This is a genomic window from Arthrobacter sp. AQ5-05, from assembly GCF_003287975.1.
In the GTDB taxonomy this organism is placed as follows: Bacteria; Actinomycetota; Actinomycetes; order Actinomycetales; family Micrococcaceae; genus Paeniglutamicibacter.
Genome location: NZ_QMKQ01000003.1, coordinates 34,936 through 58,834 on the forward strand (window position 1 = coordinate 34,936; position 23,899 = coordinate 58,834).

Here is a 23,899-nt window from a genome sequence, read left to right on the forward strand (position 1 = left end):
GTTTGGTTCTGCTCAGTGCTCAGGCGTCGACGAATCCGTCGGCGACCGTGAGTGCCTCGTCCAAAACCGCAAGACCTGCACGCAGGTCCTCATCCGGGATGTTCAGCGGCGGAACCACATGGACGCGGTTGAAGTTCACGAACGGCAGCACGCCGCCGGACTTCAGCGCAGCTGTCACAGCTGCCATGGCCGGGGAGGACCCGCCGTAGGGTGCCATGGGTTCACGGGTTTCGCGGTTGGTGACCAGCTCGACGGCCCAGAAGCAGCCGGTGCCGCGCACATCGCCCACCGAGGGGTGCTTGGCCTTGAGCTCTTCCAAGGCGGGGCCGATGATGTCGGCGCCCAGGCGTGCGGCGTTTTCCACCATCGCCTCCTCCTTCATGGCGTTGATGGTTGCCACGACGGCGGCTGAGGCCAGCGGGTGGCCGGAGTAGGTCAGGCCGCCCGGGTAGACGCGGTCGCGGAAGGTCTCGAAGATCGCGTCACTGATGGCCACCCCGCCCAGCGGAACGTAACCGGAGTTCACGCCCTTTGCGAAGGTGAGCAGGTCCGGGGTCACGTCCCAGTGATTGATCGCGAACCACTTGCCGGCGCGGCCGAAGCCGGCCATGACCTCGTCGGCGATGAAGACGATGCCGTACCTGCGGGTCAGTTCGCGCACGCCTTCCATGTAGCCGGCCGGCGGCACGTAGATGCCGCAGCTGCCCGGGATCGATTCGAGGATCAACGCAGCGATGTTGCTTGGGCCCTCCAGGACGATGGTGTCTTCCAGGTGGCGCAGCGCGCGCTGGGTCTCTTCGGCCTGGGTGGTGGAGTTGAAGTAGGAGCGGTACGGGTAGGCCGGGAAGAAGTGCACGACCCCGTCGGTGGCGTTGTCCGAGGCCACGCGGCGCGGGTCGCCGGTGATGTTTACCGCCAGGTGCGTGCCGCCGTGGTAGCTGCGGTACGCCGAGAGGACCTTGTGCCTGCCGGTGTGCACGCGGGCCATGCGGATGGCATGCTCGTTGGCGTCCGCCCCGCCGTTGGTGAAGAAGATCCTGTTCAGGTCCCCCGGGGTCAGCTCCGCGATCAGGCGGGCGGCCTCGGAGCGGGCGTCGTTGACGTATTGCGGTGCAATGGTGCAGATGTCCGCCGCCTGCGCCTGGATGGCCGCGACGACCTTGGGATGCTGGTGGCCGATGTTGGTGTTGACCAGCTGGGAGGAGAGGTCAAGGAGCTTGTTGCCCTCCCCGTCCCAGATCCAGGAGCCCTCGGTCTTGATGATGGTCATCGGATCGAAGGGGCCCTGGGCCTGCCAGGAATGGAAGACATGCTTGCGGTCCAGGTCGTGGGCCACCTTGCCGGCGGCAATCTGCTCCGCGGTGATCTCGGTGTTCACGGAAGTGCTCATGGGAGTAGTCCCTTTCTGGATTCTGGGCTGGATGCTTAGGCGTTCTGCGGGAAGCCGAGGTTCAGGCCGCCGTGGCTCGGGTCGAGCCAGCGGGAGGTGACGACCTTGCCGCGCGTGAAGAAGTTGATGCCCTCGGCACCGTAGGCGTGGGTGTCGCCGAAGAGCGAGTTCTTCCAGCCGCCGAAGGAGTAGTAGGCCATCGGCACCGGGATGGGCACGTTGATGCCGACCATGCCGACCTGGATCTCGTTCTCGAAGCGGCGGGCGGCGCCGCCGTCGTTGGTGAAGATTGCGGTGCCGTTGCCGTACGGGTTGGCGTTGATGGTCTCGATGCCCTCGTCGAAGGATTCGACGCGGAGCACGGAAAGCACCGGGCCGAAGATTTCGTCGGTGTAGATGGACATGTCGGTGGTGACGTTGTCGAAGAGCGTCGGGTTCAGGAAGAAGCCCGCACCGTCGGCATCCGGGTTGACCAAGCGGCCGTCGAGCACCATCGTGGCGCCCGCCGCTTCGCCGGCGTCGATGTAGCCGGCGACCTTGTCGCGGTGTGCGGCGGTGACCAGCGGGCCCATGTCGCAGCCGCGGGTTCCGTCGCCCACGCGCAGGGTCTGGGTGCGCTCGGCGATCTTGGCGACGAGCTCGTCGGCGATCGAATCGATGGCGACGATCGCGGAGATGGCCATGCAGCGCTCGCCGGCGGCGCCGAATCCGGCGTTCACTGCCGCGTCGGCTGCCAGATCGAGGTCCGCATCCGGGAGGACCAGCATGTGGTTCTTGGCCCCGCCCAGGGCCTGGACGCGCTTGCCGTGTGCGGTGCCGGTGGCGTAGACGTACTGGGCGATCGGGGTGGATCCCACGAAGGAAACCGAGGAGACCCGCGGGTCGGTCAGCAGGACATCGACCGATTCCTTGTCGCCGTTGACCACGTTGAAGACGCCGTCCGGAAGTCCTGCTTCCTTCCAGAGTTCGGCCATCCAGATGGCGGCGGTCGGGTCCTTCTCGCTGGGCTTGAGCACCACGGTGTTGCCGGCGGCGATGGCGATGGGGAAGAACCACATCGGGACCATGGCCGGGAAGTTGAAGGGGGAGATGATGGCCGTCACGCCCAGCGGCTGGCGGATCGAGTGGACATCGATCTTGGTGGAGGCGTTCTCCGTGTAGCCGCCCTTGACCAGATGCGGGATGCCGCAGGCGTATTCGACGACTTCCTGGCCGCGGGAGATCTCGCCCATGGCGTCGTCCAGGACCTTGCCGTGCTCGGCGGTGATGATTGCGGCCAGTTCGCCCTTGCGCTTGTTCAGCAGCTCGCGGTAGTTGAACAGGATGTTGGCGCGGCGGGTCAGCGAGGTGTCGCGCCAGGCCGGGAACGCGGCGTGGGCCGCGGCGATGACCTCGGCGGTGGTGTCGGCACTGGCCAGGGCCACGCGGGAGGAGACCTCGCCGGTGGCGGGATTCATGACGTCTGCGTGGCGGGAGTCGGCGGGGGCTTCGAGGGTGGTGCCGTTGGACCAGTGTGCGAGGGTTTCCACGGAGGTGGGTGTCCTTTCAAGACGGGGGTTCTGTTGCCTCCATTGTGTCGTCCGGGACGCACCGGCAACACCGGCAACATGTAACCTCTTGACGCAAAGGCAATACACTCTGTTCATGAGTCCCTTGAACACCCGCCCGCAGCCGGCCGTGGCCGGGACGCTGAGCATCGCCCGGATCCTCGAGTTGCCTGCGGTTGCCGCGGGGGAGCCGGAGGTCTTGGGTGGCTCCGCATTGCTTCAGAGCCCGGTGCGCTGGGTGCACGTGGCAGAGACCCCCCAGCTGGCGGACCTGCTTTCCGGAGGGGAACTGGTGCTGACCACCGGCATGACCTTCGGGGAGACCGGCAGCGGGGTCGCCGATTTCCTGGAGCAGGTGCGCCGAGCAGGGGCCGCGGGGATCGTCGTCGAACTGGTTGCCTCGCCGGCCGTGGAACGTTCCCCGGCCATCGAGGCCTTGCGCCAGGTGGCAGCCCGCAACGACTTCCCGGTGGTGCTGCTGCACCGGAGGGTCAGGTTCGTTGAGATCACCGAGGTGGTGCACCGGATGCTGGTCTCGGACCAGCTTGCCGCCCTGGAACGCTCGCGGATGATCCACGAGGTCTTCACGGCACTGAGCCTGCAAAACGCCACCGAGGAGGGGATCGTGGCGCGCGCGGCGGAACTCATCGGCGCCCCCGTCGTCCTGGAGGATGTCGCCCACCTGGTTTTGGGCTTCGACCCCGGGCCGCAGCCGGATGCCGGGTTGCTGGCGCACTGGCCCGAGCGTTCGCGCCGGGTCGGCTACCTGGAATCCACCGGACGCGGCACGGGGGAGGAAAACTGGCTGCAGACACCGGTGGGGATCCAAGGCCAACGCTGGGGCCGGCTGGTGGTCCCCGGGGAACCGGGCAACGACTCGGACGCGGCCATGGTGCTCGAACGCGCCGGGCAGACCCTGTCCATCGCCCGGCTGGCCGGGCGGGACCAAAAGGAATTGCTGCACCAGGCCCGGGCCGGGCTGCTGCACGAATTGCGCCAGCCCCACGCCCTGGACGCCGAGCAGGTGCTGATCCGGGCGCAGGCGCTGGGGCTGGTCGAGTCCCCGCACTACGTCCCGGTGGTGTTCCGGCTCGATGACCGGCGCGGGCAGACGCCCACCGGAGTGCAGTTGCGCGAGCGTGCCCTGCTCGATGCCCTCAACGCCGTGGTGGATGCCACCAGGTCCACCGCGCTGGCCGCCAGCCTGCAAAGCGGGCAGGTCGGCATGGTGCTGGGCGTCGGGGCCAAGCAGCTCGAGGAACCGCTGCTGGAGCGGCTCTGCCGGCAACTGGCCCACAGCCAGCCCGCCGTTGACTGGTCGGTGGGCGTGGGCCGGGGGCGTCGCAGCGTGAAGGAGGCCGCGCACGGGCTGGAGGAAGCAATCCAGGTCGCCGAGACGGTGGCGACCTTCGACGCCCGGGCCAGGCCCTTCTACCGCTTCGCCGACGTGCGCCTGCGTGGCTTGCTGGCATTGATGCGCGAGGACGTGCGGCTCAAATCCTTCGCCGAGGCCGAGCTGGCCGGGATCCTCGACCCGCGCGACGAGCCCGCGCTCGAGCTGCTCGGCCTGTACCTGAAGCACGGTGGAAACAAGTCGGCGCTGGCCCGCACCGGGTTCCTGAGCCGGCCGGCGCTCTATGCGCGGCTGGAGAAGCTCGAGCACAAGCTCGGGGTCGGCCTGGATGATGCCGAGTCACGCACCTCCCTGCACGTGGCACTGCTCTGGCTCGGCCTGGGCGCGAAGTAGCCTGCCCGCCACGGACCACCGCCGGGTGCGTTCTCCCGTTCCGCCCGGGTGGTGTGGCGGGAAAAAGATCGGAGTGGTCCCTTCCTTGTGGAACGAGCGAGGCCGCCCGGGCCGCGACTTGCGCGGCGGCCCGGGCGGCCTTCTTCGCATCACCTACAGCGGGGATGCCTTTGGCCGGCGTCGTTGGAGGACGCCGGCCGGGTGGGTCCTAGTTGCTCGGCAGGGCGTGCTCTTCGACCTTGCTGCCCTCGGCGGCCTCGACGTTTTCGTCCGTCGGGTCCTGCGCCTGCGTGCCCAGGTGGCCGCGGGTGAGCTTGTTCATGATCAGCGCGATGGCGCCATCGCCGGTCACGTTGGTGGCCGTGCCGAAGCTGTCCAGCGCGATGTAAGCGGCGAACATGAGGCCGACCTCGACCTCTCCGAAGCCGAGCATCTGTGCCAGCAGGCCCGCGGCCGCGGCGATCGCGCCGCCGGGAACGCCCGGGGCGGCGATCATCATGACGCCGAGCATCAGGATGAAGGGCAGGTACGCGCCGAAGGAGACGTCCCCGCCGGTGAGCAGCAGCACCGCGATGGAGAAGCAGGTGATCTTGACCATCGAACCGGAGAGGTGGATGGTGGCGCACAGCGGCACCACGAAGCCGGCCACCGAGTTGGAGACGCCGTTCTTCTTGGTCGATTCGAGGGTCACCGGGATGGTGGCTGCCGAGGAGGAGGTGCCCAGGGCCGTGAAGTAGGCATCGCGCATGTTCCACAACGCCTTCAGCGGGTTCTGGCCCGACATGGCACCCGCCACCGAGTACTGGATGAGCAACACGACAAGGCACAGCGCGAACGAAACCACGGCAACGAGCAGGAACTTGGTGACAATGGTGACCGCCGAGCCGCTGGCCGAGAGATCCATGAAGATCCCGAAGATGAACAGCGGCAGCGCCGGAACGATGATGCGGCGGATAACCGACTCGATGATGGTGCGGAATTCGACCGCGCCGCGGAAGAGCACCTTGGAGTGGAACGCGGTCAGGCCCACACCGATCACGAAGGCGAGCACCAGTGCACTCATCACGCCGATGACCGGGGGAAGCACGATCTCCGTGGCCGAATCACCGGCGCTGCCAACCACCGTGAGGTACGGTTCGAAACCGGAACCCGATTCGTCGCCCAGTTCCTCCAGCCCGCCGCCGGACAGCGAGGAAGTGAACAGCCAGCGGCTCACGAAGTACGCGAGCAGCCCGGCGAAGATGGTCGATCCGTAGGCAATGGCCGCGGTGGCGCCAAGCCACTTTCCGGCACCCTTGCCCAGCTCGGCGATGGCCGGCATGACCAGGCCCAGGATGATCAGCGGCACGATGAAGCCGAGGAACCCGGAGAAGACCGAGTTGTAGGTCAGGAACGCCCCGCCGAGCCACTCGGGCATGATCGGGCCGGTCAGGATGCCCAGGACGATGGCTATGACAATCCAGCCGAGCAGGGGGATCGATTTCAGGAAATTCATGGGGTCCTCAAGGTGACGGAAACGAGTGCCGCGGGTATGCGAAACATGGTGGTGGCGCAGGTCACGCCTCAGTAATCGTAGGCGGTGCGGGCCATTACTCGAAATCCACGGGCCATGCCCGTCCCTCCCACGGAGGCGGGCCCCGCGGTGTCCGCCTGCAGTGGGCTACGGCGCGGGGCTCCCGCGGAGGCCTTTGCCGGGGAAGCCGCGCCGTACCCCAGGGGCGCAGCCGCCGCGCTAGGACCCGTAGGGGCGCCGACGATCGGGCAACGTCTCGGCCGACCAGGGAGCGATCCATTCCCCGGTGCCCTCGGAGGGGTCGATGATCCCGGACTCCAGCCAGGTGAAGTCCCCGGCAAGGACCTTGGTGGAGAGCTTCCTGTCGGTCTTGTCGCTGTTGGCCCACAGGTCGCGGAACAGGGTTTCGCAGCGGTGCTCGGATTGCTCGCAGAAGGCCAGGGCCAGCAGCTCGGCCGAGGCCGCGTTCGCCGGGTCCTGGGTGCGCATGAGTTCGACCCGGGATATGCAGGCAGCCATGGCGAAGAGCTCGGCGCCGAGGTCCACGATCCGGCCCAGGAATGCCTGGTGGCTTTCCATGCCGGCCTGCCAGGTGGCCATTCCGGCGAAGGTGTGCCGCGCCAGGCGCCGCGAGGCCCGCTCGATGAAGCGCAGGTACTTGGCCAGCCTCCCGTGGTCCGAATAGGAATTGGGCAGCAGCCCGGAACCGATCGCCAGGGTAGGCAGCCACTTGGCATAGAAACCGGAGGCTCCCATGGCTGCCTTGGCCTTCGCCTGCAGGTCCGCGTCCTTGTTGGCCAGGTCCCCGGCGGCCTTCAGATGGGCATCGACTGCCTCGCGGGCAATGAGCAGGTGCATGATTTCGGTGGAGCCCTCAAAGATCCGGTTGATGCGCAAGTCACGCAGCAGTTGTTCAACGGGGACCGAGCGTTCACCGCGGGCGTGCTGCGAGGCCGCGGTTTCGTAGCCACGCCCGCCACGGATCTGCAGCAGCTCGTCGGCAATCTTGTAGGAGACCTCGGAGGAGAAGAGCTTGGCCAGGGCGGCCTCGATGCGCACGTCCTTCATCCCGGCATCCGCCAGGGCTGCCGAGAGCTCGAAGACGGCTTCGAGGGCAAAGGTGCTGGCGGCGATGTAGGCGATCTTCTTGCCGACCGCCTCGTGTTCCCCGACCGGCTTGCCCCACTGGATGCGGGCGTTGGACCATTCGCGGGCGATCTTCAGGGACCATTTCCCGGCTCCGGCGCACATGGCCGGGATGGATAGGCGCCCGGTGTTTAGGGTGCTCAGGGCGATCTTGAGCCCGGCGCCTTCCTTGCCCAGGCGGTTTTCGACCGGGACCACCACGTCGTGGAAGCGGGTCACGCCGTTTTCGATGCCGCGCAGCCCCATGAAGGCATTGCGGTTCTCCACGATGATTCCGGGGGAGTCGGCCTCCACGACGAAGGCGCTGATTCCGCCACGGGACTTGCTGCCGTCGGGCAGCTGGTGGGGCGGGACCGCCGCCATGACCACGAGCAACTCGGCCACCACCCCGTTGGTGGTCCAGAGCTTGGCCCCGTTAAGGGTGTAGCTCGTGCCGTCCGCCGCAAGGGTCGCCGTGGTGCCCAGGCGTGCAGGGTCCGAGCCGACATCGTTTTCGGTCAGCAGGAATGCCGAGATGGACCCCGCCGCGCAGCGGGGAAGGAAGGCCCGCTTTTGCTCCTCGGTGCCGAACATCTTCACGGGCTCGGGAACGCCAATGGATTGGTGGGCCGAGAGCAGCGCACCGAGGCTGGGGTTCAGCGTGCCCACCAGCATCAGGGCCCTTCCGTAGTCGGCCAGGTCCAGGCCGAGTCCGCCGTATTCCACCGGGATCTTCATGCCGAATGCGCCGACCTCGCGCAGGGCCCTGATGATCTCGTCGGGGATCCGGGACTCGCGCTCGATGGCACCGGTGTCGAGGTCCTTGATGGCCTCGCGCAGCCGTGCCATGAATGCCGTGCCGCGCGCTGCGGCCTCCGGGTCGGGTTGCGGATGCGGGTGGATCAGGCCCCAGTCGAAGTCGCCCATGTATAGGCCCTTGGCGAAGCTGGGTCGCTCCCACCTTTGCTCGCGGGCGGCTTCGGCCACCTGGCGCGCAACCTTCTCATCGACGCGTTCACCGGAATGCTGTTCATCAATGCTCATGGCGCTTCCTTTGTCCAAAACAAAGGGCCTGACACGGGGACTTACAGGCCCTGGCGTATTGATGCCAGCCTAGCCGCGGCGCCGGGTTGCCGATAGGGGGTCTTGGCGCGGTGCGACGCGGGCCGCCAAGGAGCATGGGATCGCGGGCAGGTCGCGGGGGCAACGGAAGGGATTGGCGCACCGGCCCGCTCTGTGGCTAGCCCTCGTGCGGGTCGAGCCGTACGCAGCAGTGGTGCTCGTTCGTGGGTGGGTCGAAGCAGGCGCGGTACGGTGCGTTGGCGCCGTCGACCGCGGCCGTAAGCAGCTCGAAGTTCATGGTGCAAACGGTGGTGCGGTGGCTGTCCGAGAGCTGGTGGAACGGGCAGTCCAGGAGGCCGACGGAGCCGTCCCCGCGTACTTCGGGTCGGTATCCGTGGTCTGCCAGTGCCTGCGTCAGCGAGCTTGCATGTGCGCCAATAGACTGACCGGCTTCGCGTGCCACCTCGGCCAACACGGGTGCGACGGGCCGGTTCTGGGTGCTCGCCCGTTCGATGGCGCTGGCCATGATCATCGCAGCCAGCGCATATTCCCGGTGCGGAATGCTTGCGGATACGTCGATCCGAGTGGTCGCATACAGCTTTGCCGGCCGCCCCGACCCTGGCCCGCCCTTTCCGTTGAGCCGCCGAAACTCCACGGAAAGGAGACCTTGGTCTGCGAGCTTGTCCAGTTGGAAGGCCACGGTGTTGCGCGGGAGATCGAGAGCCGAAGCGCATTCGTCGCGGCCGACGGCAGCTTCACTGGTGCGCACGAATTCATAGACGGCCTTGCGTACCGGATCGGCCAAAGCCGCCACGGCATTGAGCCCTTGATCCTCTGCTTGAAACTTCATGATTCCACTCTAAATCTAAAGTTAGCAACTGTTGACTTAGAGCGGGCAGTGTTTCTAAAGTTAGACATCATCACTTTAGAAGAGAGGGTCGAGATCATGGCCACCCACACCGTGAACACCGCGGCTGAGAAAAGCGCCCAGCTTCATCACCAGGCGTTCCTCGTTTTGCGCACTGTCTTCACCGTCGCACCCATCGTCTTTGGACTCGACAAGTTCACCAATCTGCTCACCGACTGGACGCACTACCTGGCTCCCTTGGCCACCGACATCATCCCGGTCAGCCCTCAGGTCTTCATGTATGCGGTCGGCGTCGTCGAGATCATCGCCGGCATCCTCGTGGCGCTGCGCCCCAAGATCGGCTCCTTGGTCGTTTGCCTCTGGTTGCTGGGAATCATCGTGAACCTGATCATCCTGCCGGGGTTCTTCGACGTTGCCCTTCGTGACTTCGGCCTGCTGGTGGCCGCATTTGCCCTTAATCGTCTGGCCTTGGCGCGAGACGTTTAGGCAGATGGGCTCCCGGCGGCACTGCGACACCGGCTTGTGGCTGCCCGATGGACGAAGAAGACTCGTTCACCGGACAGCCACTTCTTTCTTTCCGCGGGGCGACAGTGCGGTTCACCGAAGCAAGCTGCAAGGCAGCCGTTGGCCGACCTGTTGCCCGATGCCGGGGTGAAATGCGACGATGGGCCAGGACACGTCAGCAGGAAGCCACCGGCACCCCAAGCAACATCAATCAGGCTTGCACCGTCAACGAAAAGGGCAAGAACCTTCATGAAGCGAATCGCGGCCACCGCCACCGTGCAAATCGACAACGAGCGGGTCCGCGTGACCGAGTGGCGATTCGCGCCCGGCACCGAAACCGGATGGCACATCCACCCGACCGACTACGTCGTCGTGCCCATGTGCACCGGCGGGCTGCTCCTTGAGACCCGCGACGGCACGGCCCGGAACCAGCTCACGGCCGGGGTGTCCTACACGCGCGTGGCCGGCAGCGAGCACAATGTCATCAACGATGCGGATACCGAATTCGTGTTCGTGGAAATCGAGCTCAAGTGAACTATGTCGAGATCGAGGATCCCGGCGCTTCGTGTTTCAATGGGCGCCGGTCGGCCCGGATGAATCCGAAGTCCATCTGTGCCTCCCGGTGTGTATCGGTCTGCGCACGCGTTGATTCCCTGCGTTCCACAGGTGGTGTTGCGTCCATCCGGATCATGTTCGCTGAGGCGTGGGTGTCGCGGTCCGCGGTGTAGCCGAAGAACCGGCACATGAAGGTCCGCCGGTCGACCGGGGTCTTGGTCTTGCGCCCGCACATGCACGTGGCCGGGGTGGCCATGTTCGGGGCGCTGGCCTACCTGCCGACATTCCTGCCGATGGTCACCGGGGCCAACGCCACCCAGGCGGGTTTGCTGATGATCCCGATGATGGGCGGGCTGCTGGTGACATCCATTGGTTCCGGTGCCTTTGTCAGCAAGACCGGGCGCTACAAGTGGTTCCCCGTGGTGGGAACGCTCGTGGTCGCCGGGGCGCTCGCCCTGCTCTCGACCATGGATGCAGACCTCCAGGTATGGATCATCTGTTGCTATCTCGCGCTGATGGGCGTCGGGCTCGGGCTGGGGATGCAGATCCTGGTGTTGATCGTGCAAAACACCTTTCCCAACTCGCAGGTGGGCATGGCCACGGCGGCCAACAACTACTTCCGGCAGATCGGTGCCTCGATCGGCACGGCCGTCGTTGGCAGCGTCTTTGTCACCAATCTGGGCAACCTGCTGACCGAACGGATGCCGGCCGCAGTTGCCGGGCCGCAGGGCGATTCCAACTCGTTCACCCCTGAGCTGGTGCGGTCCCTTCCCGAGGGGATTCGCCACATCATTGTCGGTGCCTACAGTGATGCGCTGACTCCGGTGTTCCTCTATATGGTGCCGTTGGTGATTGCCGCGGCCGTCGTGCTGGTGTTCCTGAGGGAAAAGCCGTTGGCCACCTCCATCGAGCGTGACGGGCACAAGAAGCCGGTCCCGGTTGCGGCCTCCGGGCCCGACCCCGGAAACGGTGAACCGGGAACCGCAACGGTTCCCGGTTCACCATCGAGCGGCGACGCCGCCACGGCACCGCCGCAAAACCCGGCACCTCGCCACCGGGCGACGGACCCTGGCGGCGGGTAGGCACGGCCCGCCGATGGAATCGGCCATCGGCGCCGGCGGACAACGCGAGGGAGGCCGGGTCGGTGAATAGCTCACCGGCCCGGCCTCCCTGTTGCCTTTCCGCGGTATCCCTAGAGGTGGTTTTCCGCCTCGGAGAGCACCGAGCGCAGGATCGACTCCATCGCATCGAATTCCGGAGGGCCCACGGTCAGCGGCGGGGCCAGCTGGATCACCGGGTCCCCGCGGTCATCGGCGCGGCAGTACAGCCCGGCGTCATAGAGCGCGGTGGACAGGAAGCCGCGCAGCAGGCGCTCGGATTCGTCGTCGTTGAACGTCTCCTTGGTCTTCTTGTCCTTGACCAGCTCGATGCCGTAGAAGTAGCCCGCCCCGCGCACGTCCCCGACAATCGGCAGGTCCTTGAGCTTCTCCAGGGTGGACTTGAAGATCGGGGCGTTGTCCTTGACCCGCTGGTTCAGGCCCTCGCGCTCGAAGATGTCCAGGTTCGCCATGGCCACCGCGGTGGACACCGGGTGTCCACCGAAGGTGTAGCCGTGGTAGAACGTGGTGTCCCCGTGCTTGAAGGGTTCGAAGAGCTTTTCGGAGGCGATCATGGCGCCCAGCGGCGAGTAGCCGCTGGTGATGCCCTTGGCGCAGGTGATGATGTCCGGGACGTAGCCGAAGTCGTCGCAGGCAAACATCGAGCCGATGCGGCCGAAGGCGCAGATGACCTCGTCCGAGACCAGCAGCACGTCGTACTCGTCGCAGATCTCCCGGACCCGCTGGAAGTAGCCCGGGGGTGGCGGGAAGCAGCCGCCGGAGTTTTGCACCGGTTCCAGGAAGACCGCGGCGACCGAGTCGGCGCCCTCGAACTCGATGGCCTCGCGGATGCGCTCGGCAGCCCAGAATCCGAAGTCCTTCTCGTTGTCCGCGAACTGCTCCGGCGCACGGTAGAAGTTGGTGTTCGGGACCCGGAACGTGCCCGGCACCAACGGCTCGAAGGGTGTCTTCATGCCCGGCAGGGAGGTGATGGCCAGGGCGCCCTGCGGAGTGCCGTGGTAGGCGAGCGCCCGGGAAATCACCTTGTACTTTCCGGGTTTGCCCTGCAGCTTGAAGTACTGCTTGGCGAGCTTGAATGCCGACTCGACCGCCTCGCCGCCGCCGGTCGTGAAGAAGACGCGGTTCAGGTCGCCCGGTGCGTAGTTGGCCAGGCGCTCGGCCAGGTCGATGGCCGGTTCGTGCGCGTAGGACCACAGCGGCATGAAGGCAAGCTTTTCGGCCTGCTTGGCTGCGGCCTCGGCCAGTTCGGCCCTGCCATGGCCCGCATTGACCACAAAGAGGCCCGCAAGCCCGTCAATGTAGCTGTTGCCCTTGTCGTCCCAGAGTGTGTGGCCCTTGCCGCGGGTGATGATCGGAACGCGGCCGCCCTCCTGCAGGACGGAGTGGCGTGCCATGTGCATCCACAAGTGGTCCCTGGCAGCGACCTGGCGGTCGGTGCCCAGGGGCGTGGTGCTTGCGGCGGTGCTGGCTGTGGTGCTGGAAATGCTCATCGGGTACCCCAGTTGTATTCCTGTTTGCGTAGCGAGAGATACATGAACGTTTCGGTTTCACGTACCCCCTCCACGGATCGAATTTCTGTGATGATACGAAGCAGGTCCTCATCATTGGCGCAGATGACTTCCGCAATGATGTCCGACGGCCCGGCCACCACAACGCAGTAGTCGACCTCGGGCAGGGCCGCGATCCTGTCGGCGGTGGCAATGATGTCGCCGGTGGATCGGATACCCAGAAGGGCCTGGCGCTTGAAGCCAAGCTGCAGCGGGTCGGTGACCGCCACTACCTGCATGACTTTGCTGTCGACGAGTTTTTGGACCCGCTGCCGCACGGCTGCCTCGCTGAGGCCCACGGCCTTGCCAATGGCAGCGTATGAACGCCGCCCGTCTTGCTGCAATTGCTCAATGATCGCCTTGGACGTTTCATCCATGACGAAGCCATTGGATGTGCCGTTGGGTGCGGATTGGGTCACTTCCTATCGACCTCCTGATCGAACGAATTGGGTGGCCAAGCTCGCGGATGAGGCTTCGGCCCCACCACGTGGGAATGAGCATAGCCCGAAGGAATCAGTTGTGGAAGGGGTGTTTTACGGCAGATTTCCGCGGTGCCTGAAATGCTACTCAACGAAAACTATTGTCAGCTCGGAAGATTCCTGACATGATCCATGTCAGGAGTTGAGCGTGACGAACGTCACGATTGCCCAGTGTTCATCAAGGGAAGATGCAACGCCAGTTGAAGGGGAACCAGATGATGTCCAACCAGAACCAACGTGAAATGCCTCGGGATCCGGCGGTACGGGCCCTGATCGGACAGGCGCAGCGCATGCAGCTGTCGCGCCGCAAGTTGTTGGCGGGAGCCGGCGGCCTGGGGTTGGCAGCCTTCCTGGCGGCCTGCGGCACCGGAGGCGGAGGAGGCAGCGCCACCAGCGCAGCCGCGGCCGTAACGGACATCTCCGAAAGCGACAAGAACGTCTTCTGGGCCAACTGGACCCTGTACCTGGACTACGACGACAAGACCAAGAAGTACCCAACGCTCGAGGAATTCACCAAGCGCACCGGGATCAAGGCGCATTACGCCGAGGACATCGACGGCAACGATTCCTACTACGGAAAGGTTCAGGCGCAACTGGCCGCTGGCCAGGACATCGGCCAGGACATCATGACGCTGACCGACTGGATGGCCGGCCGGGTCATCCGCCAGGGCTTCACCCAGGAACTGGACCACGCCAATATCCCGAACATGAAGAACCTGCTGCCGACCTTGAAAGACGTTGACTTCGATCCGGGCCGGAAGAACTCGCTGACCTGGCAAAGCGGTTACGCGGGCATCGCGTACAACAAGGCCAAGTACCCCAAGGGACTGCGCAATGTCTCCGACCTGTGGAACCCGGATCTCAAGGGCCGGATCACGGTGCTTGATGAAATGCGGGACACCATGGGCCTGTTGCTGCTCGACAACGGCGTGGAAATCTCCGGCAAATGGGGAGACACCGAATTCGCCGCGGCCACCGATGTGCTTTCCAAGCAAATCTCCAACGGCCAGATCCGCCAGGTGAAGGGCAACTCCTACAAGGAGGACTTCATCTCCGGGGACGCCATCGCCGGGATCGTCTGGAGCGGTGACATCACCCAGATGAACTTCGAGAACGACAACCAGTGGGAGTTTGTGCTTCCCGACGCGGGTGGAACCCTGTGGAGCGACAACCTCATGGTCCCGGTCGCCTCCCCGCGCAAGGCCAACGCCGAGAAGCTCATGGACTACTACTACGAACCGGAGGTCGCCGCCCAGGTGGCCGCCTACGTGAACTTCATTTCCCCGGTCCAGGGCGCCAAGGAAGCCATGGAAAAGATCGACCCGGAACTGATGAACAATCCGCTGATCTTCCCGTCCGAATCCGACCTGGCCAAGGCACACGTCTTCAGGTCGCTGACCGCCGAGGAAGAAACCAACTTCAACAGCCAGTTCCAAACCGCGATCGGAGCCTAATGTCCCGCCACGACCATCAGTTCTCTTCCCGTCGACGCATCGCGCGCGGGATTGCGGAAGCCCAGGCTTCACGCAGGGGCATGTTGGCCGGTGCCGGCGGGCTGGCATTGGCCGGCCTGCTGGCAGCCTGCGGGACCTCCGGTCCCAAGTCCTCCGCCGGCCCCAGCGCCGCAGTCGACCTGTCCGGCGGGCAAAAGCTCGTCAACTGGGCCAACTGGACGTTGTACCTGGACTACGACGACAAGACCAAGAAGTACCCGACCCTTGAACGGTTCATGAAGGAAAGCGGCATCAACGCAAAGTACGCGGAGGACATCGACTCCAACGACACCTACTACGGCAAGATCCAGGCCCAGCTGGCCGCCGGAAAGGACATCGGCCAGGACATCATCACCCCGAGCGACTGGATGTCCGAGCGGCTGATCCGCCAGGGCTACGTCCAGGAACTTGACCACGCCAACATCCCCAACATCAAGAACCTGCTGCCGGAACTGCGCGATGTCCGCTTCGATCCCGGACGCACGAAGTCCCTGACCTGGCAGTCCGGGTTCACCGGGCTGGCCTGGAACAAGGAGGCCTTCCCGAAGGGCCTGAAGAACGTCTCGGACCTGTGGGACCCGGCGCTCAAGGGCCGGGTCACGGTGCTGGACGAAATGCGCGACACCATGCCGATGCTGCTACTCGACGACGGCGTGGACATCCAGGGCGACTGGGGAGAGAACGAATACGGGAACTCGCTGGACGTCCTGGAAAAGAACATCGCCAACGGCCAGATCCGCCAGGTGAAGGGCAACTCCTACAAACAGGATTTCATTTCCGGGGATGCGATCGCCGGGCTGGTCTACTCCGGTGACATCACCCAGTTGAACTTCGAAGAGGGCGACAAATGGGAATTCGCGATGCCCGAGGCCAAGGGCCTGATTTGGAGCGACAACTTCATGGTCCCGATCGGTGCCACGCACAAGGCCAACGCCGAGAGGCTCATGGACTTCTACTACGACCCGGATGTCGCAGCCGAGGTAGCGGCCTACGTGAACTACGTCTGCCCCGTGGTCGGCGCACGTGAGGCCATGGAAAAGCTCGACCCTGAACTCGTGGACAACCCGCTGATCTTCCCGACCGAGGAATTCCTGTCCCTTTCCTCCACCGAGCGCGCGATGAGCGTGGAGGAAGAAACCCAGTTCCAGAACATGTTCCAGCAAGTGATTGGTGCCTGACAATGACAACCACGACTTCCCAGAAGGGCAAGGCCCAGCCCCTGACAACCTCCGGGGCGGACCTTCACCTGGGCAACGTCACCAAGCGGTTTGCCGACTTCACCGCGGTTGACGACCTGACCCTGACAGTGCCCAGCGGCACCTTCTTCGCTCTCTTGGGCCCCTCGGGCTGCGGCAAGACCACCACGTTGCGGATGATCGCCGGTCTTGAACAACCCACCAGCGGCAGCATCAGCATCGGCGGGCAGGACGTCACCAAGCTCGCTTCCTACCAACGCCAGGTCAACACGGTTTTCCAGTCCTACGCGCTCTTCCCGCACATGAGCGTGCTGGACAACGTGGCCTTCGGGCTCAAGCGCAAGGGCGTCAAGGACTCGGTGTCCCGGGCCAAGGCCGCACTGGAAATGGTGGAGCTCGAACACCTCGCGTCGCGCAAGCCGGTCCAGCTCTCCGGCGGGCAGCAGCAACGCGTGGCCCTGGCCCGGGCCCTGGTCAACCGCCCCGCGGTCCTGCTGCTCGACGAGCCCCTCGGTGCCCTGGACATGAAGCTGCGCCGGCAGATGCAGGTGGAGCTCAAATCCATCCAGACCGAGGTCGGCCTGACCTTCATCCACGTGACCCACGACCAGGAAGAAGCCATGACCATGGCCGACACCGTCGCGGTCATGAACAAGGGCAAGATTGAGCAGATGGGTGCCCCGCGCGACCTGTACGAACTGCCGAAGACCGCCTTCGTGGCCAACTTCCTGGGCAAGTCCAACCTCATGCACGGAACGGTGACCGAGGACCTCGGGGACGCCGTCGCCGTGAACGCCGCCGGGCACCGCCTGGTCATGCCCAAGGACCGGTCGGTGGCCCACAGGGGTGCCGCCGTCGTGGGGGTGCGCCCGGAAAAGATGCGGGTGCTGAACCTGCCCGACGAGTACTCGCCCAGCGCCAACATGCTCACCGGCACGGTGCTGGACGCCTCGTTCACCGGGGTCAGCACCGAATACCTGGTGGAGGTCCAAGGCATCGGAACCATCGGGACGTTCTCGCAGAACATGGGCCAGCCACCGGCACAACGCGGGGACACCGTGCGCATGACCTGGGAACCGGAATTCTCCTTTGGGCTTGACGGGGCCGAAGAGGCCTCCGCAGGGAGGGACGCGGTATGACCACCACCGGATCCCGCCCCCGGAACAAGAAGAAGCCGGCAACCGTGGACCTGCGCAGCGAGGAGGAACTTGCCGCCGAGCGGCGCAAGGGAAGGGTCGGGCTGTACCTGATCATTCCGGGCATGGCCGTCCTGGCACTGTTTTTCGCGGCCCCGGTGTTGGTCCTTTTGAGCATGTCGCTGTACGCCAAGCCCCCGGGCGCAGAAATCGGCGAGTTCGTCCCGGCCCTGGAATTCGGCAACTACGTCACCGTCATCGGAGCCTACTGGGACGTCTTCTTGCGCTCGTTCTTCTTCGCCCTGATCGCCACGGTCGCGGCCCTGCTCATCGGCTACCCCATGGCCTACCTGGTGGCGGTGCGGCTGCGCGGGCGCCAGCTGATGCAGGGGATCTTGCTGGTGCTGCTGATTGCACCGTTCTTCTCCAGCTTCATCCTGCGCACCCAGGCCTGGAAGCAGATCCTCTCCGACGAGGGCCCGGTGGTCACGGTGCTGCGGGCCATTGCGATCCTTCCTGCGGATGGACACCTCACCGCCACGGCCTTCGCCGTGGTGTGCGGGCTGACCTACAACTTCCTGCCGTTCATGATGCTGCCGATCTACGCCAACCTCGACCGCCTGGACACCAACCTGCTGGAGGCCTCGGGGGACCTGTATGCCAGCCCGTTGACCACCTTCTTCAAGGTGACGCTGCCGCTGTCGATGCCCGGTGTCTTTGCCGGCACGCTGCTCACGTTCATTCCAGCGGCGGGCGACTATGTCAACGCGGCACTGCTGGGCAACAACCGGGACACGGCCATGATCGGGCAGATCATTGATTCGCGCTTCTTCAAGGTGGTCGACTACCCCGGCGCCTCGGCACTGAGCTTCATCCTGATGATCCTGATCCTTGCCTTGGTCATGATCTACATCAAACGCTTTGGCACCAAGGAACTGTTCTAGGAAGGCTTGGAATGCGACAAAAATTTGGGCGCTGGTTCATCCCGGTCGCCGGAGGCCTGGCCTTCATCTATCTCTTGGTACCCATTGCGTACATCTTCGTGTTTTCGTTCAATGACGCCGGACGCACCAACCTCGAATGGCGCGGCTTCACGCTCGAGAACTGGAAGAATCCCTGCGGGGCACCGAATGTGTGCGAGTCGCTGGTCAACTCGCTGCAGATCGGGTTGGTCGCCACGATCTTCGCCACGGTGCTTGGCACCTGCGTGGCCCTGGGCCTGGTGCGCTACAAGTTCAAGTTCCGCAATACCGCGGACCTGTTGATCATCCTGCCGCTGGCCACCCCGGAGGTCGTGCTCGGTGCCTCGCTGCTGGCCCAGTTCCTGAACCTGGGATGGGAGCTTGGCTTCAGCACCATCGTGATTTCCCACGTGATCTTCTGCATGTCGTTTGTGGTGGTCACGGTCAGGGCTCGCGTGTCCTCGCTGGACCCCAGACTGGAAGAGGCGGCATCGGACCTGTATGCCAGCCCGTTCCTCACGTTCTGGAAGGTCACCTTCCCCTTGCTGCTTCCCGGGATCGTGGCCGCGGCGCTGCTGTCCTTCGCGATGAGTTTCGACGACTTCATCATCACGAACTTCAACTCCGGAAACTTCTCGACGTTCCCGAAGTTCATCTACGTCTCGGCCACCCGCGGCATTCCCGCGCAGGCCAACGTGATCGGGTCGGCCATGTTCATCTTGGCTCTGGTGGTCGTAGTCACTTCGCAAGTCATTGCCTACCGCCGTCGCAAGGCACTGGCCGCTCGCTAGAAGCGGCGGGGCCGCGCCGCGCGGTGTGCCCTTCACCAACGGTGAAAGGGCACACCGGAGCACGGAATCCTGAAGCGGGCATGGGCTATGCAAGGATAGTGCCCATGAGCGAACCTAAGTGGCTAAGCCCCGTTGAAAGAGACGCTTGGCTGGCCCTGGTGTCCGTCACGACGCTGCTGCCCGCCGCACTCGACAGCGAGTTGCAGGTCCAGGCCAAGATCACCCTCTTCGACTACAACGTGCTTGCCATGTTGTCGGAGGCCACCGAACGGATCCTGCCGATGAGCGAACTGGCCTCCCGGACCAGCGCCTCGCTCTCGCGGCTTTCGCACGTGGTCAAGAAGCTCGAAAGCCGGGGATGGGTTGAGCGGTCCAGGTCTCCGGAGGATGCCCGCGTGACCATCGCCAGGCTCACGGACGATGGGTGGGACAAGGTTGAGTCCCTTGCCCCCGAACATGTTGGTTCGGTGCGGAAGCTGATTTTCCAGGGTTTGGACGACCACGACGTGGCCGAGCTGGCACGCATCGGCCAGAAGCTCGTGGGTCGGCTGGACCCCGCGCACTGGATTCTGCGCTAGGAACGCCTCGGTTCCGGTGGTCCCGCCTCGGCGCCTATGATTCGGGCGTGAGGCAGATCGCATGCCGGGGACCCGAAAAGCCCTGTTGTCGATTTGGCTGCCGATGTGTTAATCGCCTAGAATGGTGAGGCGTTAAGTCGTGCATGCCCAAACGGGTTTGCACGGTTGCCCGTAAAACCGAATATCATGGTCAGCCGAGTAGGGAAAAGTACTCATTGGCCATGAGGTTCACCGTCTTTCACGCTAAAAAAGGCTCTTCGGTTGGTTCTCACCCAGCCTGGTTACCTTCTGCAGTAATAACGGTGTCACAACTGGTGGCGGGACTCTTATACGCAGATTCAGAGGCAGCAGTTTTCCGCTGTATCTGTCAACGAGTACCGCCAATATTTACTACAACTGAGGAGTGATCATGGCAGCTGTATGCCAGGTGACTGGTGCGGTTCCGAACTTCGGACACAGCATCTCCCACTCGCACCGCCGCAACAAGCGTCGGTTCGACCCGAATATCCAAAAGAAGCGCTACTGGGTTCCGTCCCTGCGTCGCAACGTTACCCTGACCCTTTCGGTCAAGGGCATCAAGCGCATTGACGTCCGCGGCATTGATGCCGTTGTAGCCGACCTGCTTGCGAAGGGTGTGAAGCTCTAGTGGCTAAGGATAAGGACGTACGTCCGATCATTAAGCTCAAGTCGACCGCCGGCACCGGGTTCACCTATGTGACCCGCAAGAACCGTCGTAACAACCCAGACCGCATGGTTCTGAAGAAGTACGACCCGGTAGTCCGCAAGCACGTCGAATTCCGAGAGGAGCGCTAAACATGGCCAAGAAGTCTATGATTGCTAAGAACGAGCAGCGCAAGGTCATTGTTGAGCGTTACGCCGAAAAGCGTGCAGCCCTCAAGAAGACCTTGGTTGATCCGAACGCAACCGATGAGGCACGCGAAGAGGCCCGCTTGGGCCTGCAGAAGCTGCCCCGCAATGCTTCGCCGGTACGCGTTCGTAACCGCGATTCCATTGACGGCCGCCCGCGCGGCACCCTCCAGAAGTTCGGTATCTCCCGTGTTCGCTTCCGCGAAATGGCACACCGTGGCGAGCTTCCGGGCATCACCAAGTCTTCCTGGTAAATTCCAGAAGCAGTCAAAGGCCCCAACCGAATCGGTTGGGGCCTTTGGCCACTTAACCAGCGCTTTCCCGATCCGGTCCCTTAAGGATCCGAACGGGAGTAGGCTCGCAGCATGGACATGCTTTCTATCGTGATCGTCGCGGGGATTCTCGTGCTGTGTCTGTTGTCAGTCGGAATCGGAATGCGCAGGACCCTGGACAAGCGAGCAGTCGACATTCAGCGGACTGATCCCGAGACCGCTCGCGCCCTGCGCGAAGCGCGACGCAACATCGATCAGGGCCGGGGCCTCTACCGCCGCTGATTGCCTCCGTCGCCCGCACCGGGCAGGGCGGGTGGCGCCGCCGACGGCCTGAACGGCCCACTGGCGGTTACCGCTTTCGTGCCGAGTCGAACAAGCGCCCGAACCACCCGGGACGATGCTCCTGCCGTGCCTGCTCTGCGGGTGCAGCGGCCACCGCGCGGGCGGTGCGACGTTCCCGCCAGGCGGCGACCTCGTCCTCGACCTCACGCAGCGCGGTGATCACCGGTGGGCCGCCCAACAGCTGGCGTCGGGCCTCGACGATCCGGGCGTTGAAATCTTCCAGCAATGCCCGCACCGCGGCGGGATCCACCATCCGGTCCAAGGTCTCTTCCAGTTCTTCGTCTTCCTTGCGCAGCAGCAGCGCCGGGGGACCGACACCGCTGATGTGTTCGCGCTGCATCAGCCCCTTGATCCACCAATCGGGATCCGCGGTGGATCCAAGGCCGGGTATCGGCTTGCCCGCATAGGCGAGGTTGTCGAAGTCGCCCCTGGCGAACGCGGCGTCCAGGGCGCTGTTGGCGACTTCCCAGACCTCGTCGTCGGCCTGGAAGCTGCGGACCTCGGCTGCCGGCTCCGACCCGTCGCCCAGCCTCCGCCCGGTCCTTTCGGCGTACTCATCGACGGGGAGCTGTTCTCCGTCGACATCGCGGGCCAAGCGGTAGCGGGCCGAGCGCAGTGCGGCCTCACGGTTCTCATCGAGGTTGCGTCGGGACATGTGCTGGGACCACCCTTCCGGGATGTTTCCTTAACCTTAACAACGCGCTGGTCCAGCATCAACAGGCGGGCACTGGCGGTTCCCGGGCGATGGGCCTCCAACGTCTCGCCCGATCTAAGCCCTGCTCTTGCTCGTTCGGTGGGCTGGGTCCCATGAAGGCACTTCGTGGCACCTCAACCGTTCTGTTCCTGATTACTGCCGCCATCGCCCTGAGCATCGACCCGCTCGAGGGATTGCCGGCGGCCGCCGCCGCGCTGCCATCGGGCATTGGCTATCTTCTATGCCGCAACCCAGCCAAGGACAGCAAGCTGGAGCGCGCAGGCAACGGCTGGCCGGGACGCGAGCCAACGAAAGCCGGGGGAGCACTGGCAGGCCAACCGCACGCATCGGGCACTGAGGTCGGGAAGACTGTAGCTTTGGACATCATGGACCAGTTCAAGACCACAGGCATCAACAAGACCCGAAGCTCCAGACAGGAAGACGAGTTGGTGGCACGTCGTCGAAATGGCGACGCCAGCGGCTTGCGCATCATGGTCACCGGAGCAAATGCAGGAATCGGATTCTGGACCAGTCTCCAATTGGCCCGACGCGGGGCCGAAGTCATCATGGCGTGCCGCGACAGCCGCAAGGCGGAAACCGCAGCCACGGCAATCCGTGCACGGGTCCCCGGGGCCCGGCTTCGCCTCACGACCCTCGATGTTGCCAGTCTCGGATCCGTCGCCGCAGCCGTTGCCGAACTTGAGCGGCTCGAGCACCTGGATGTGCTGATCGCCAACGCAGGCATGGTCCATGCCCCGTCCGCGCGGCAACGGAGCGTGGACGGGTTGGAACTGGTGGCAGCGACCAACTTCTTCGGGCACTTCGCGCTGGTCGCCGGGCTGCTGCCGGTCCTGGAACGGGCGCCGGCCGCCCGCCTGGTGACCCTGGGCTCGTTGTCCACCCTGTTGGTCCGCCCGCACCTGGACGATCCGCAATTGGAAGGCAACTATTCCTCTTGGCAGGCCTACGCCCAATCCAAGATCATGCTCCAATCCTTCGCTTTTGAACTCGACCGGCGGCTGCAGCGAACCACCTTCACGACCCGGGCGCTGAGCACCCATCCCGGCTATTCGCTCTCCGGGCGCACACCAAGGATCGCCGGCGTCAACGAGCCTGGTACGTTCAAACGTGTCGTGGATACGCTCCAAGCCCCCTTTACCCAGGGCAAGGACCACGGAGCCTGGCCGATAGTTCGGGCGGCCGTGGACCCCGACGCCTTCAGTGCTCCGGGACCGGTCTTTTACGGTCCTCGGGGGGTGGTCAAGGGCGGCCCGCGCAAGGCCACACCCGCGTCAATCACCACCGATCCGGAGGTCGCCGCAACCATTTGGAAGGCAGCCGAATCCGCCACCGGAATTTCCTTTTTGGGCTAGGAACCTGACCGCTTGCCGGAGAGCGGATGTCTGTGTCTGGGGTGCCTGAAACCGTTGGCCAGGAAGCCCCAAATGAACCTGGGAGCCGGTCTGCCGGATTGTGGCGACTTCGACCCCCAAGAGTGCTGTTCGTCTCTCTTTCGGAGTAAAACGGGCCGCTGAACGCGAAAAAACCTCCAAACTTCAAAAAATTCCCGGGAATTCGGCCCGTATCGGGCGTTTCGCGCAGGAACATTTGGTAAGTTCTCACACAGAAGTCCCCGCGAACGCGAGGCGACCCGGGCCGATTGCGTCCGGGAAGAGAAGTCCAGGAGGACATACTTTGGCTATGAACCGTAGTGAACTTGTTGCAGCTGTCGCCGAGAAGACCGGCAACTCCCAGGTAGCCGTCAACGGTGTTTTGGATGCAGTGTTCGACGTATTCGTTTCCCAGATTTCCAAGGGCGAGAAGGTCTCGATCCCGGGCTGGCTCGCAGTCGAGCGCACCGACCGTGCAGCACGCACCGGACGCAACCCGCAGACCGGCGAAGCCATCCAGATTCCGGCTGGCCACTCGGTCAAGCTGACCGCTGGCTCCAAGCTGAAGGCTGCCGTTACCGGCAAGTAGTCTGCGCCGCGCGCAACAGCTTTCAAGCCGCCCCCCGCTTGGTCCCCAGGACCGGATGCAGGGGGCGGCTTTGGCGTTAATGGGTACCATGGGCGTAATCAGAATTCTACGAGCCGTAGAATCGCGTAGAATG

24 protein-coding genes are annotated in these 23,899 nt (G+C 64.4%); 16 read left to right on the forward strand and 8 right to left on the reverse strand.

Features of this window, described 5'->3' with window-relative positions; genetic code table 11:
- Positions 1-19 precede the first annotated feature (19 nt).
- Positions 20-1,390, reverse strand: coding sequence for an aspartate aminotransferase family protein (locus DQ353_RS04590; protein ID WP_113761623.1), 1,371 nt, complete (start codon positions 1,388-1,390; stop codon positions 20-22).
- A gap of 35 nt (positions 1,391-1,425) precedes the next feature.
- Positions 1,426-2,919 carry a CoA-acylating methylmalonate-semialdehyde dehydrogenase gene (locus DQ353_RS04595; RefSeq protein WP_113761624.1) on the reverse strand — a complete coding sequence of 498 codons (1,494 nt, stop codon included), beginning with the start codon at positions 2,917-2,919 and terminating at the stop codon, positions 1,426-1,428.
- A 115-nt stretch (positions 2,920-3,034) separates the two neighbouring features.
- On the opposite strand from DQ353_RS04595, the gene DQ353_RS04600 reads away from it, so the two are divergent.
- A complete protein-coding gene (locus DQ353_RS04600; RefSeq protein ID WP_113761625.1) occupies positions 3,035-4,684 on the forward strand; it encodes a PucR family transcriptional regulator in 1,650 nt (549 codons plus the stop codon).
- 208 nt (positions 4,685-4,892) lie between these two features.
- On the opposite strand, the gene DQ353_RS04605 is transcribed toward DQ353_RS04600, so the two are convergent.
- From DQ353_RS04605 to DQ353_RS04615, 3 genes are all read right to left on the reverse strand, one after another.
- Positions 4,893-6,179 carry a dicarboxylate/amino acid:cation symporter gene (locus DQ353_RS04605; RefSeq protein ID WP_113761626.1) on the reverse strand — a complete coding sequence of 429 codons (1,287 nt, stop codon included), beginning with the start codon at positions 6,177-6,179 and terminating at the stop codon, positions 4,893-4,895.
- Between the two features lie 237 nt (positions 6,180-6,416).
- Positions 6,417-8,366: an acyl-CoA dehydrogenase family protein gene (locus tag DQ353_RS04610; RefSeq protein ID WP_113761627.1), complete on the reverse strand. Its 1,950-nt coding sequence runs from the start codon at positions 8,364-8,366 to the stop codon at positions 6,417-6,419.
- Between the two features lie 196 nt (positions 8,367-8,562).
- Positions 8,563-9,234, reverse strand: coding sequence for a helix-turn-helix transcriptional regulator (locus tag DQ353_RS04615; protein WP_113761628.1), 672 nt, complete (start codon positions 9,232-9,234; stop codon positions 8,563-8,565).
- A 96-nt stretch (positions 9,235-9,330) separates the two neighbouring features.
- Between DQ353_RS04615 and DQ353_RS04620 the strand changes: the two genes are divergently transcribed.
- The 3 genes from DQ353_RS04620 to DQ353_RS04635 all read left to right on the forward strand — a co-directional run bounded on the left by DQ353_RS04620 (position 9,331) and on the right by DQ353_RS04635 (position 11,393).
- Positions 9,331-9,738 (forward strand): DoxX family membrane protein, encoded by a 408-nt coding sequence (locus tag DQ353_RS04620; protein ID WP_113761629.1) that lies wholly within the window; start codon positions 9,331-9,333, stop codon positions 9,736-9,738.
- Positions 9,739-10,005: 267 nt separating this feature from the next.
- Positions 10,006-10,290, forward strand: coding sequence for a cupin domain-containing protein (locus DQ353_RS04625; protein WP_113761630.1), 285 nt, complete (start codon positions 10,006-10,008; stop codon positions 10,288-10,290).
- Positions 10,291-10,499: 209 nt separating this feature from the next.
- Entirely contained in the window at positions 10,500-11,393 is an 894-nt protein-coding gene (locus DQ353_RS04635) for an MFS transporter (RefSeq protein ID WP_286166605.1), read from the forward strand.
- A gap of 110 nt (positions 11,394-11,503) precedes the next feature.
- Here the strand turns inward: DQ353_RS04635 and DQ353_RS04640 are convergent, their stop codons facing one another.
- A complete protein-coding gene (locus DQ353_RS04640; protein WP_113761632.1) occupies positions 11,504-12,919 on the reverse strand; it encodes an aspartate aminotransferase family protein in 1,416 nt (471 codons plus the stop codon).
- Positions 12,916-13,353, reverse strand: coding sequence for an Lrp/AsnC family transcriptional regulator (locus DQ353_RS04645; RefSeq protein ID WP_071213195.1), 438 nt, complete (start codon positions 13,351-13,353; stop codon positions 12,916-12,918). Before DQ353_RS04645 ends, DQ353_RS04640 begins: the two co-directional genes overlap by 4 nt.
- A gap of 317 nt (positions 13,354-13,670) precedes the next feature.
- Here DQ353_RS04645 and DQ353_RS04650 point away from each other — a divergent pair, with 317 nt between their 5' ends.
- From DQ353_RS04650 to DQ353_RS04695, 10 genes are all read left to right on the forward strand, one after another.
- On the forward strand, positions 13,671-14,909 hold the full coding sequence (locus DQ353_RS04650; RefSeq protein ID WP_286166606.1) for a polyamine ABC transporter substrate-binding protein: 1,239 nt from the start codon (positions 13,671-13,673) through the stop codon (positions 14,907-14,909).
- 80 nt (positions 14,910-14,989) lie between these two features.
- Positions 14,990-16,126 (forward strand): ABC transporter substrate-binding protein, encoded by a 1,137-nt coding sequence (locus DQ353_RS04655; RefSeq protein WP_286166607.1) that lies wholly within the window; start codon positions 14,990-14,992, stop codon positions 16,124-16,126.
- Positions 16,127-16,128: 2 nt separating this feature from the next.
- Positions 16,129-17,283, forward strand: coding sequence for an ABC transporter ATP-binding protein (locus DQ353_RS04660; RefSeq protein ID WP_113761634.1), 1,155 nt, complete (start codon positions 16,129-16,131; stop codon positions 17,281-17,283).
- Positions 17,280-18,224 (forward strand): ABC transporter permease, encoded by a 945-nt coding sequence (locus DQ353_RS04665; RefSeq protein WP_113761635.1) that lies wholly within the window; start codon positions 17,280-17,282, stop codon positions 18,222-18,224. Before DQ353_RS04660 ends, DQ353_RS04665 begins: the two co-directional genes overlap by 4 nt.
- Before the next feature lie 11 nt (positions 18,225-18,235).
- Positions 18,236-19,033 (forward strand): ABC transporter permease, encoded by a 798-nt coding sequence (locus tag DQ353_RS04670; protein WP_113761636.1) that lies wholly within the window; start codon positions 18,236-18,238, stop codon positions 19,031-19,033.
- Positions 19,034-19,137: 104 nt separating this feature from the next.
- Positions 19,138-19,611, forward strand: coding sequence for a MarR family winged helix-turn-helix transcriptional regulator (locus DQ353_RS04675; protein WP_113761637.1), 474 nt, complete (start codon positions 19,138-19,140; stop codon positions 19,609-19,611).
- Between the two features lie 409 nt (positions 19,612-20,020).
- A complete protein-coding gene (rpmB, locus tag DQ353_RS04680; protein ID WP_071212671.1) occupies positions 20,021-20,257 on the forward strand; it encodes a 50S ribosomal protein L28 in 237 nt (78 codons plus the stop codon).
- On the forward strand, positions 20,257-20,424 hold the full coding sequence (rpmG, locus tag DQ353_RS04685) for a 50S ribosomal protein L33 (protein WP_007270730.1): 168 nt from the start codon (positions 20,257-20,259) through the stop codon (positions 20,422-20,424). The genes rpmB and rpmG overlap by 1 nt, the downstream gene beginning before the upstream one ends.
- A 2-nt stretch (positions 20,425-20,426) precedes the next feature.
- The gene (rpsN, locus tag DQ353_RS04690; RefSeq protein ID WP_113761638.1) at positions 20,427-20,732 is read left to right on the forward strand and encodes a 30S ribosomal protein S14; all 306 of its coding nucleotides are present in this window, start codon (positions 20,427-20,429) and stop codon (positions 20,730-20,732) included.
- Between the two features lie 111 nt (positions 20,733-20,843).
- Positions 20,844-21,032 (forward strand): hypothetical protein, encoded by a 189-nt coding sequence (locus DQ353_RS04695; protein WP_113761639.1) that lies wholly within the window; start codon positions 20,844-20,846, stop codon positions 21,030-21,032.
- A 67-nt stretch (positions 21,033-21,099) separates the two neighbouring features.
- On the opposite strand, the gene DQ353_RS04700 is transcribed toward DQ353_RS04695, so the two are convergent.
- Positions 21,100-21,747, reverse strand: coding sequence for a DnaJ family domain-containing protein (locus tag DQ353_RS04700; protein WP_113761640.1), 648 nt, complete (start codon positions 21,745-21,747; stop codon positions 21,100-21,102).
- A gap of 152 nt (positions 21,748-21,899) precedes the next feature.
- Here DQ353_RS04700 and DQ353_RS04705 point away from each other — a divergent pair, with 152 nt between their 5' ends.
- Entirely contained in the window at positions 21,900-23,159 is a 1,260-nt protein-coding gene (locus tag DQ353_RS04705) for an SDR family NAD(P)-dependent oxidoreductase (RefSeq protein WP_181578246.1), read from the forward strand.
- A 322-nt stretch (positions 23,160-23,481) separates the two neighbouring features.
- Positions 23,482-23,766: an HU family DNA-binding protein gene (locus DQ353_RS04710; RefSeq protein WP_071212675.1), complete on the forward strand. Its 285-nt coding sequence runs from the start codon at positions 23,482-23,484 to the stop codon at positions 23,764-23,766.
- Positions 23,767-23,899 lie beyond the last annotated feature (133 nt).

Coding starts and splice junctions, on each gene's coding strand:
- DQ353_RS04590 (WP_113761623.1), bottom strand. CDS start 1,390: ATGAGCACTTCCGTGAACACCGAGATCACCGCGGAGCAGATTGCCGCC.
- DQ353_RS04600 (WP_113761625.1), top strand. CDS start 3,035: ATGAGTCCCTTGAACACCCGCCCGCAGCCGGCCGTGGCCGGGACGCTG.
- DQ353_RS04605 (WP_113761626.1), bottom strand. CDS start 6,179: ATGAATTTCCTGAAATCGATCCCCCTGCTCGGCTGGATTGTCATAGCC.
- DQ353_RS04610 (WP_113761627.1), bottom strand. CDS start 8,366: ATGAGCATTGATGAACAGCATTCCGGTGAACGCGTCGATGAGAAGGTT.
- DQ353_RS04615 (WP_113761628.1), bottom strand. CDS start 9,234: ATGAAGTTTCAAGCAGAGGATCAAGGGCTCAATGCCGTGGCGGCTTTG.
- DQ353_RS04620 (WP_113761629.1), top strand. CDS start 9,331: ATGGCCACCCACACCGTGAACACCGCGGCTGAGAAAAGCGCCCAGCTT.
- DQ353_RS04625 (WP_113761630.1), top strand. CDS start 10,006: ATGAAGCGAATCGCGGCCACCGCCACCGTGCAAATCGACAACGAGCGG.
- DQ353_RS04635 (WP_286166605.1), top strand. CDS start 10,500: ATGAAGGTCCGCCGGTCGACCGGGGTCTTGGTCTTGCGCCCGCACATG.
- DQ353_RS04640 (WP_113761632.1), bottom strand. CDS start 12,919: ATGAGCATTTCCAGCACCACAGCCAGCACCGCCGCAAGCACCACGCCC.
- DQ353_RS04645 (WP_071213195.1), bottom strand. CDS start 13,353: ATGGATGAAACGTCCAAGGCGATCATTGAGCAATTGCAGCAAGACGGG.
- DQ353_RS04650 (WP_286166606.1), top strand. CDS start 13,671: ATGATGTCCAACCAGAACCAACGTGAAATGCCTCGGGATCCGGCGGTA.
- DQ353_RS04655 (WP_286166607.1), top strand. CDS start 14,990: ATGTTGGCCGGTGCCGGCGGGCTGGCATTGGCCGGCCTGCTGGCAGCC.
- DQ353_RS04660 (WP_113761634.1), top strand. CDS start 16,129: ATGACAACCACGACTTCCCAGAAGGGCAAGGCCCAGCCCCTGACAACC.
- DQ353_RS04665 (WP_113761635.1), top strand. CDS start 17,280: ATGACCACCACCGGATCCCGCCCCCGGAACAAGAAGAAGCCGGCAACC.
- DQ353_RS04670 (WP_113761636.1), top strand. CDS start 18,236: ATGCGACAAAAATTTGGGCGCTGGTTCATCCCGGTCGCCGGAGGCCTG.
- DQ353_RS04675 (WP_113761637.1), top strand. CDS start 19,138: ATGAGCGAACCTAAGTGGCTAAGCCCCGTTGAAAGAGACGCTTGGCTG.
- rpmB (WP_071212671.1), top strand. CDS start 20,021: ATGGCAGCTGTATGCCAGGTGACTGGTGCGGTTCCGAACTTCGGACAC.
- rpsN (WP_113761638.1), top strand. CDS start 20,427: ATGGCCAAGAAGTCTATGATTGCTAAGAACGAGCAGCGCAAGGTCATT.
- DQ353_RS04695 (WP_113761639.1), top strand. CDS start 20,844: ATGGACATGCTTTCTATCGTGATCGTCGCGGGGATTCTCGTGCTGTGT.
- DQ353_RS04700 (WP_113761640.1), bottom strand. CDS start 21,747: ATGTCCCGACGCAACCTCGATGAGAACCGTGAGGCCGCACTGCGCTCG.
- DQ353_RS04705 (WP_181578246.1), top strand. CDS start 21,900: ATGAAGGCACTTCGTGGCACCTCAACCGTTCTGTTCCTGATTACTGCC.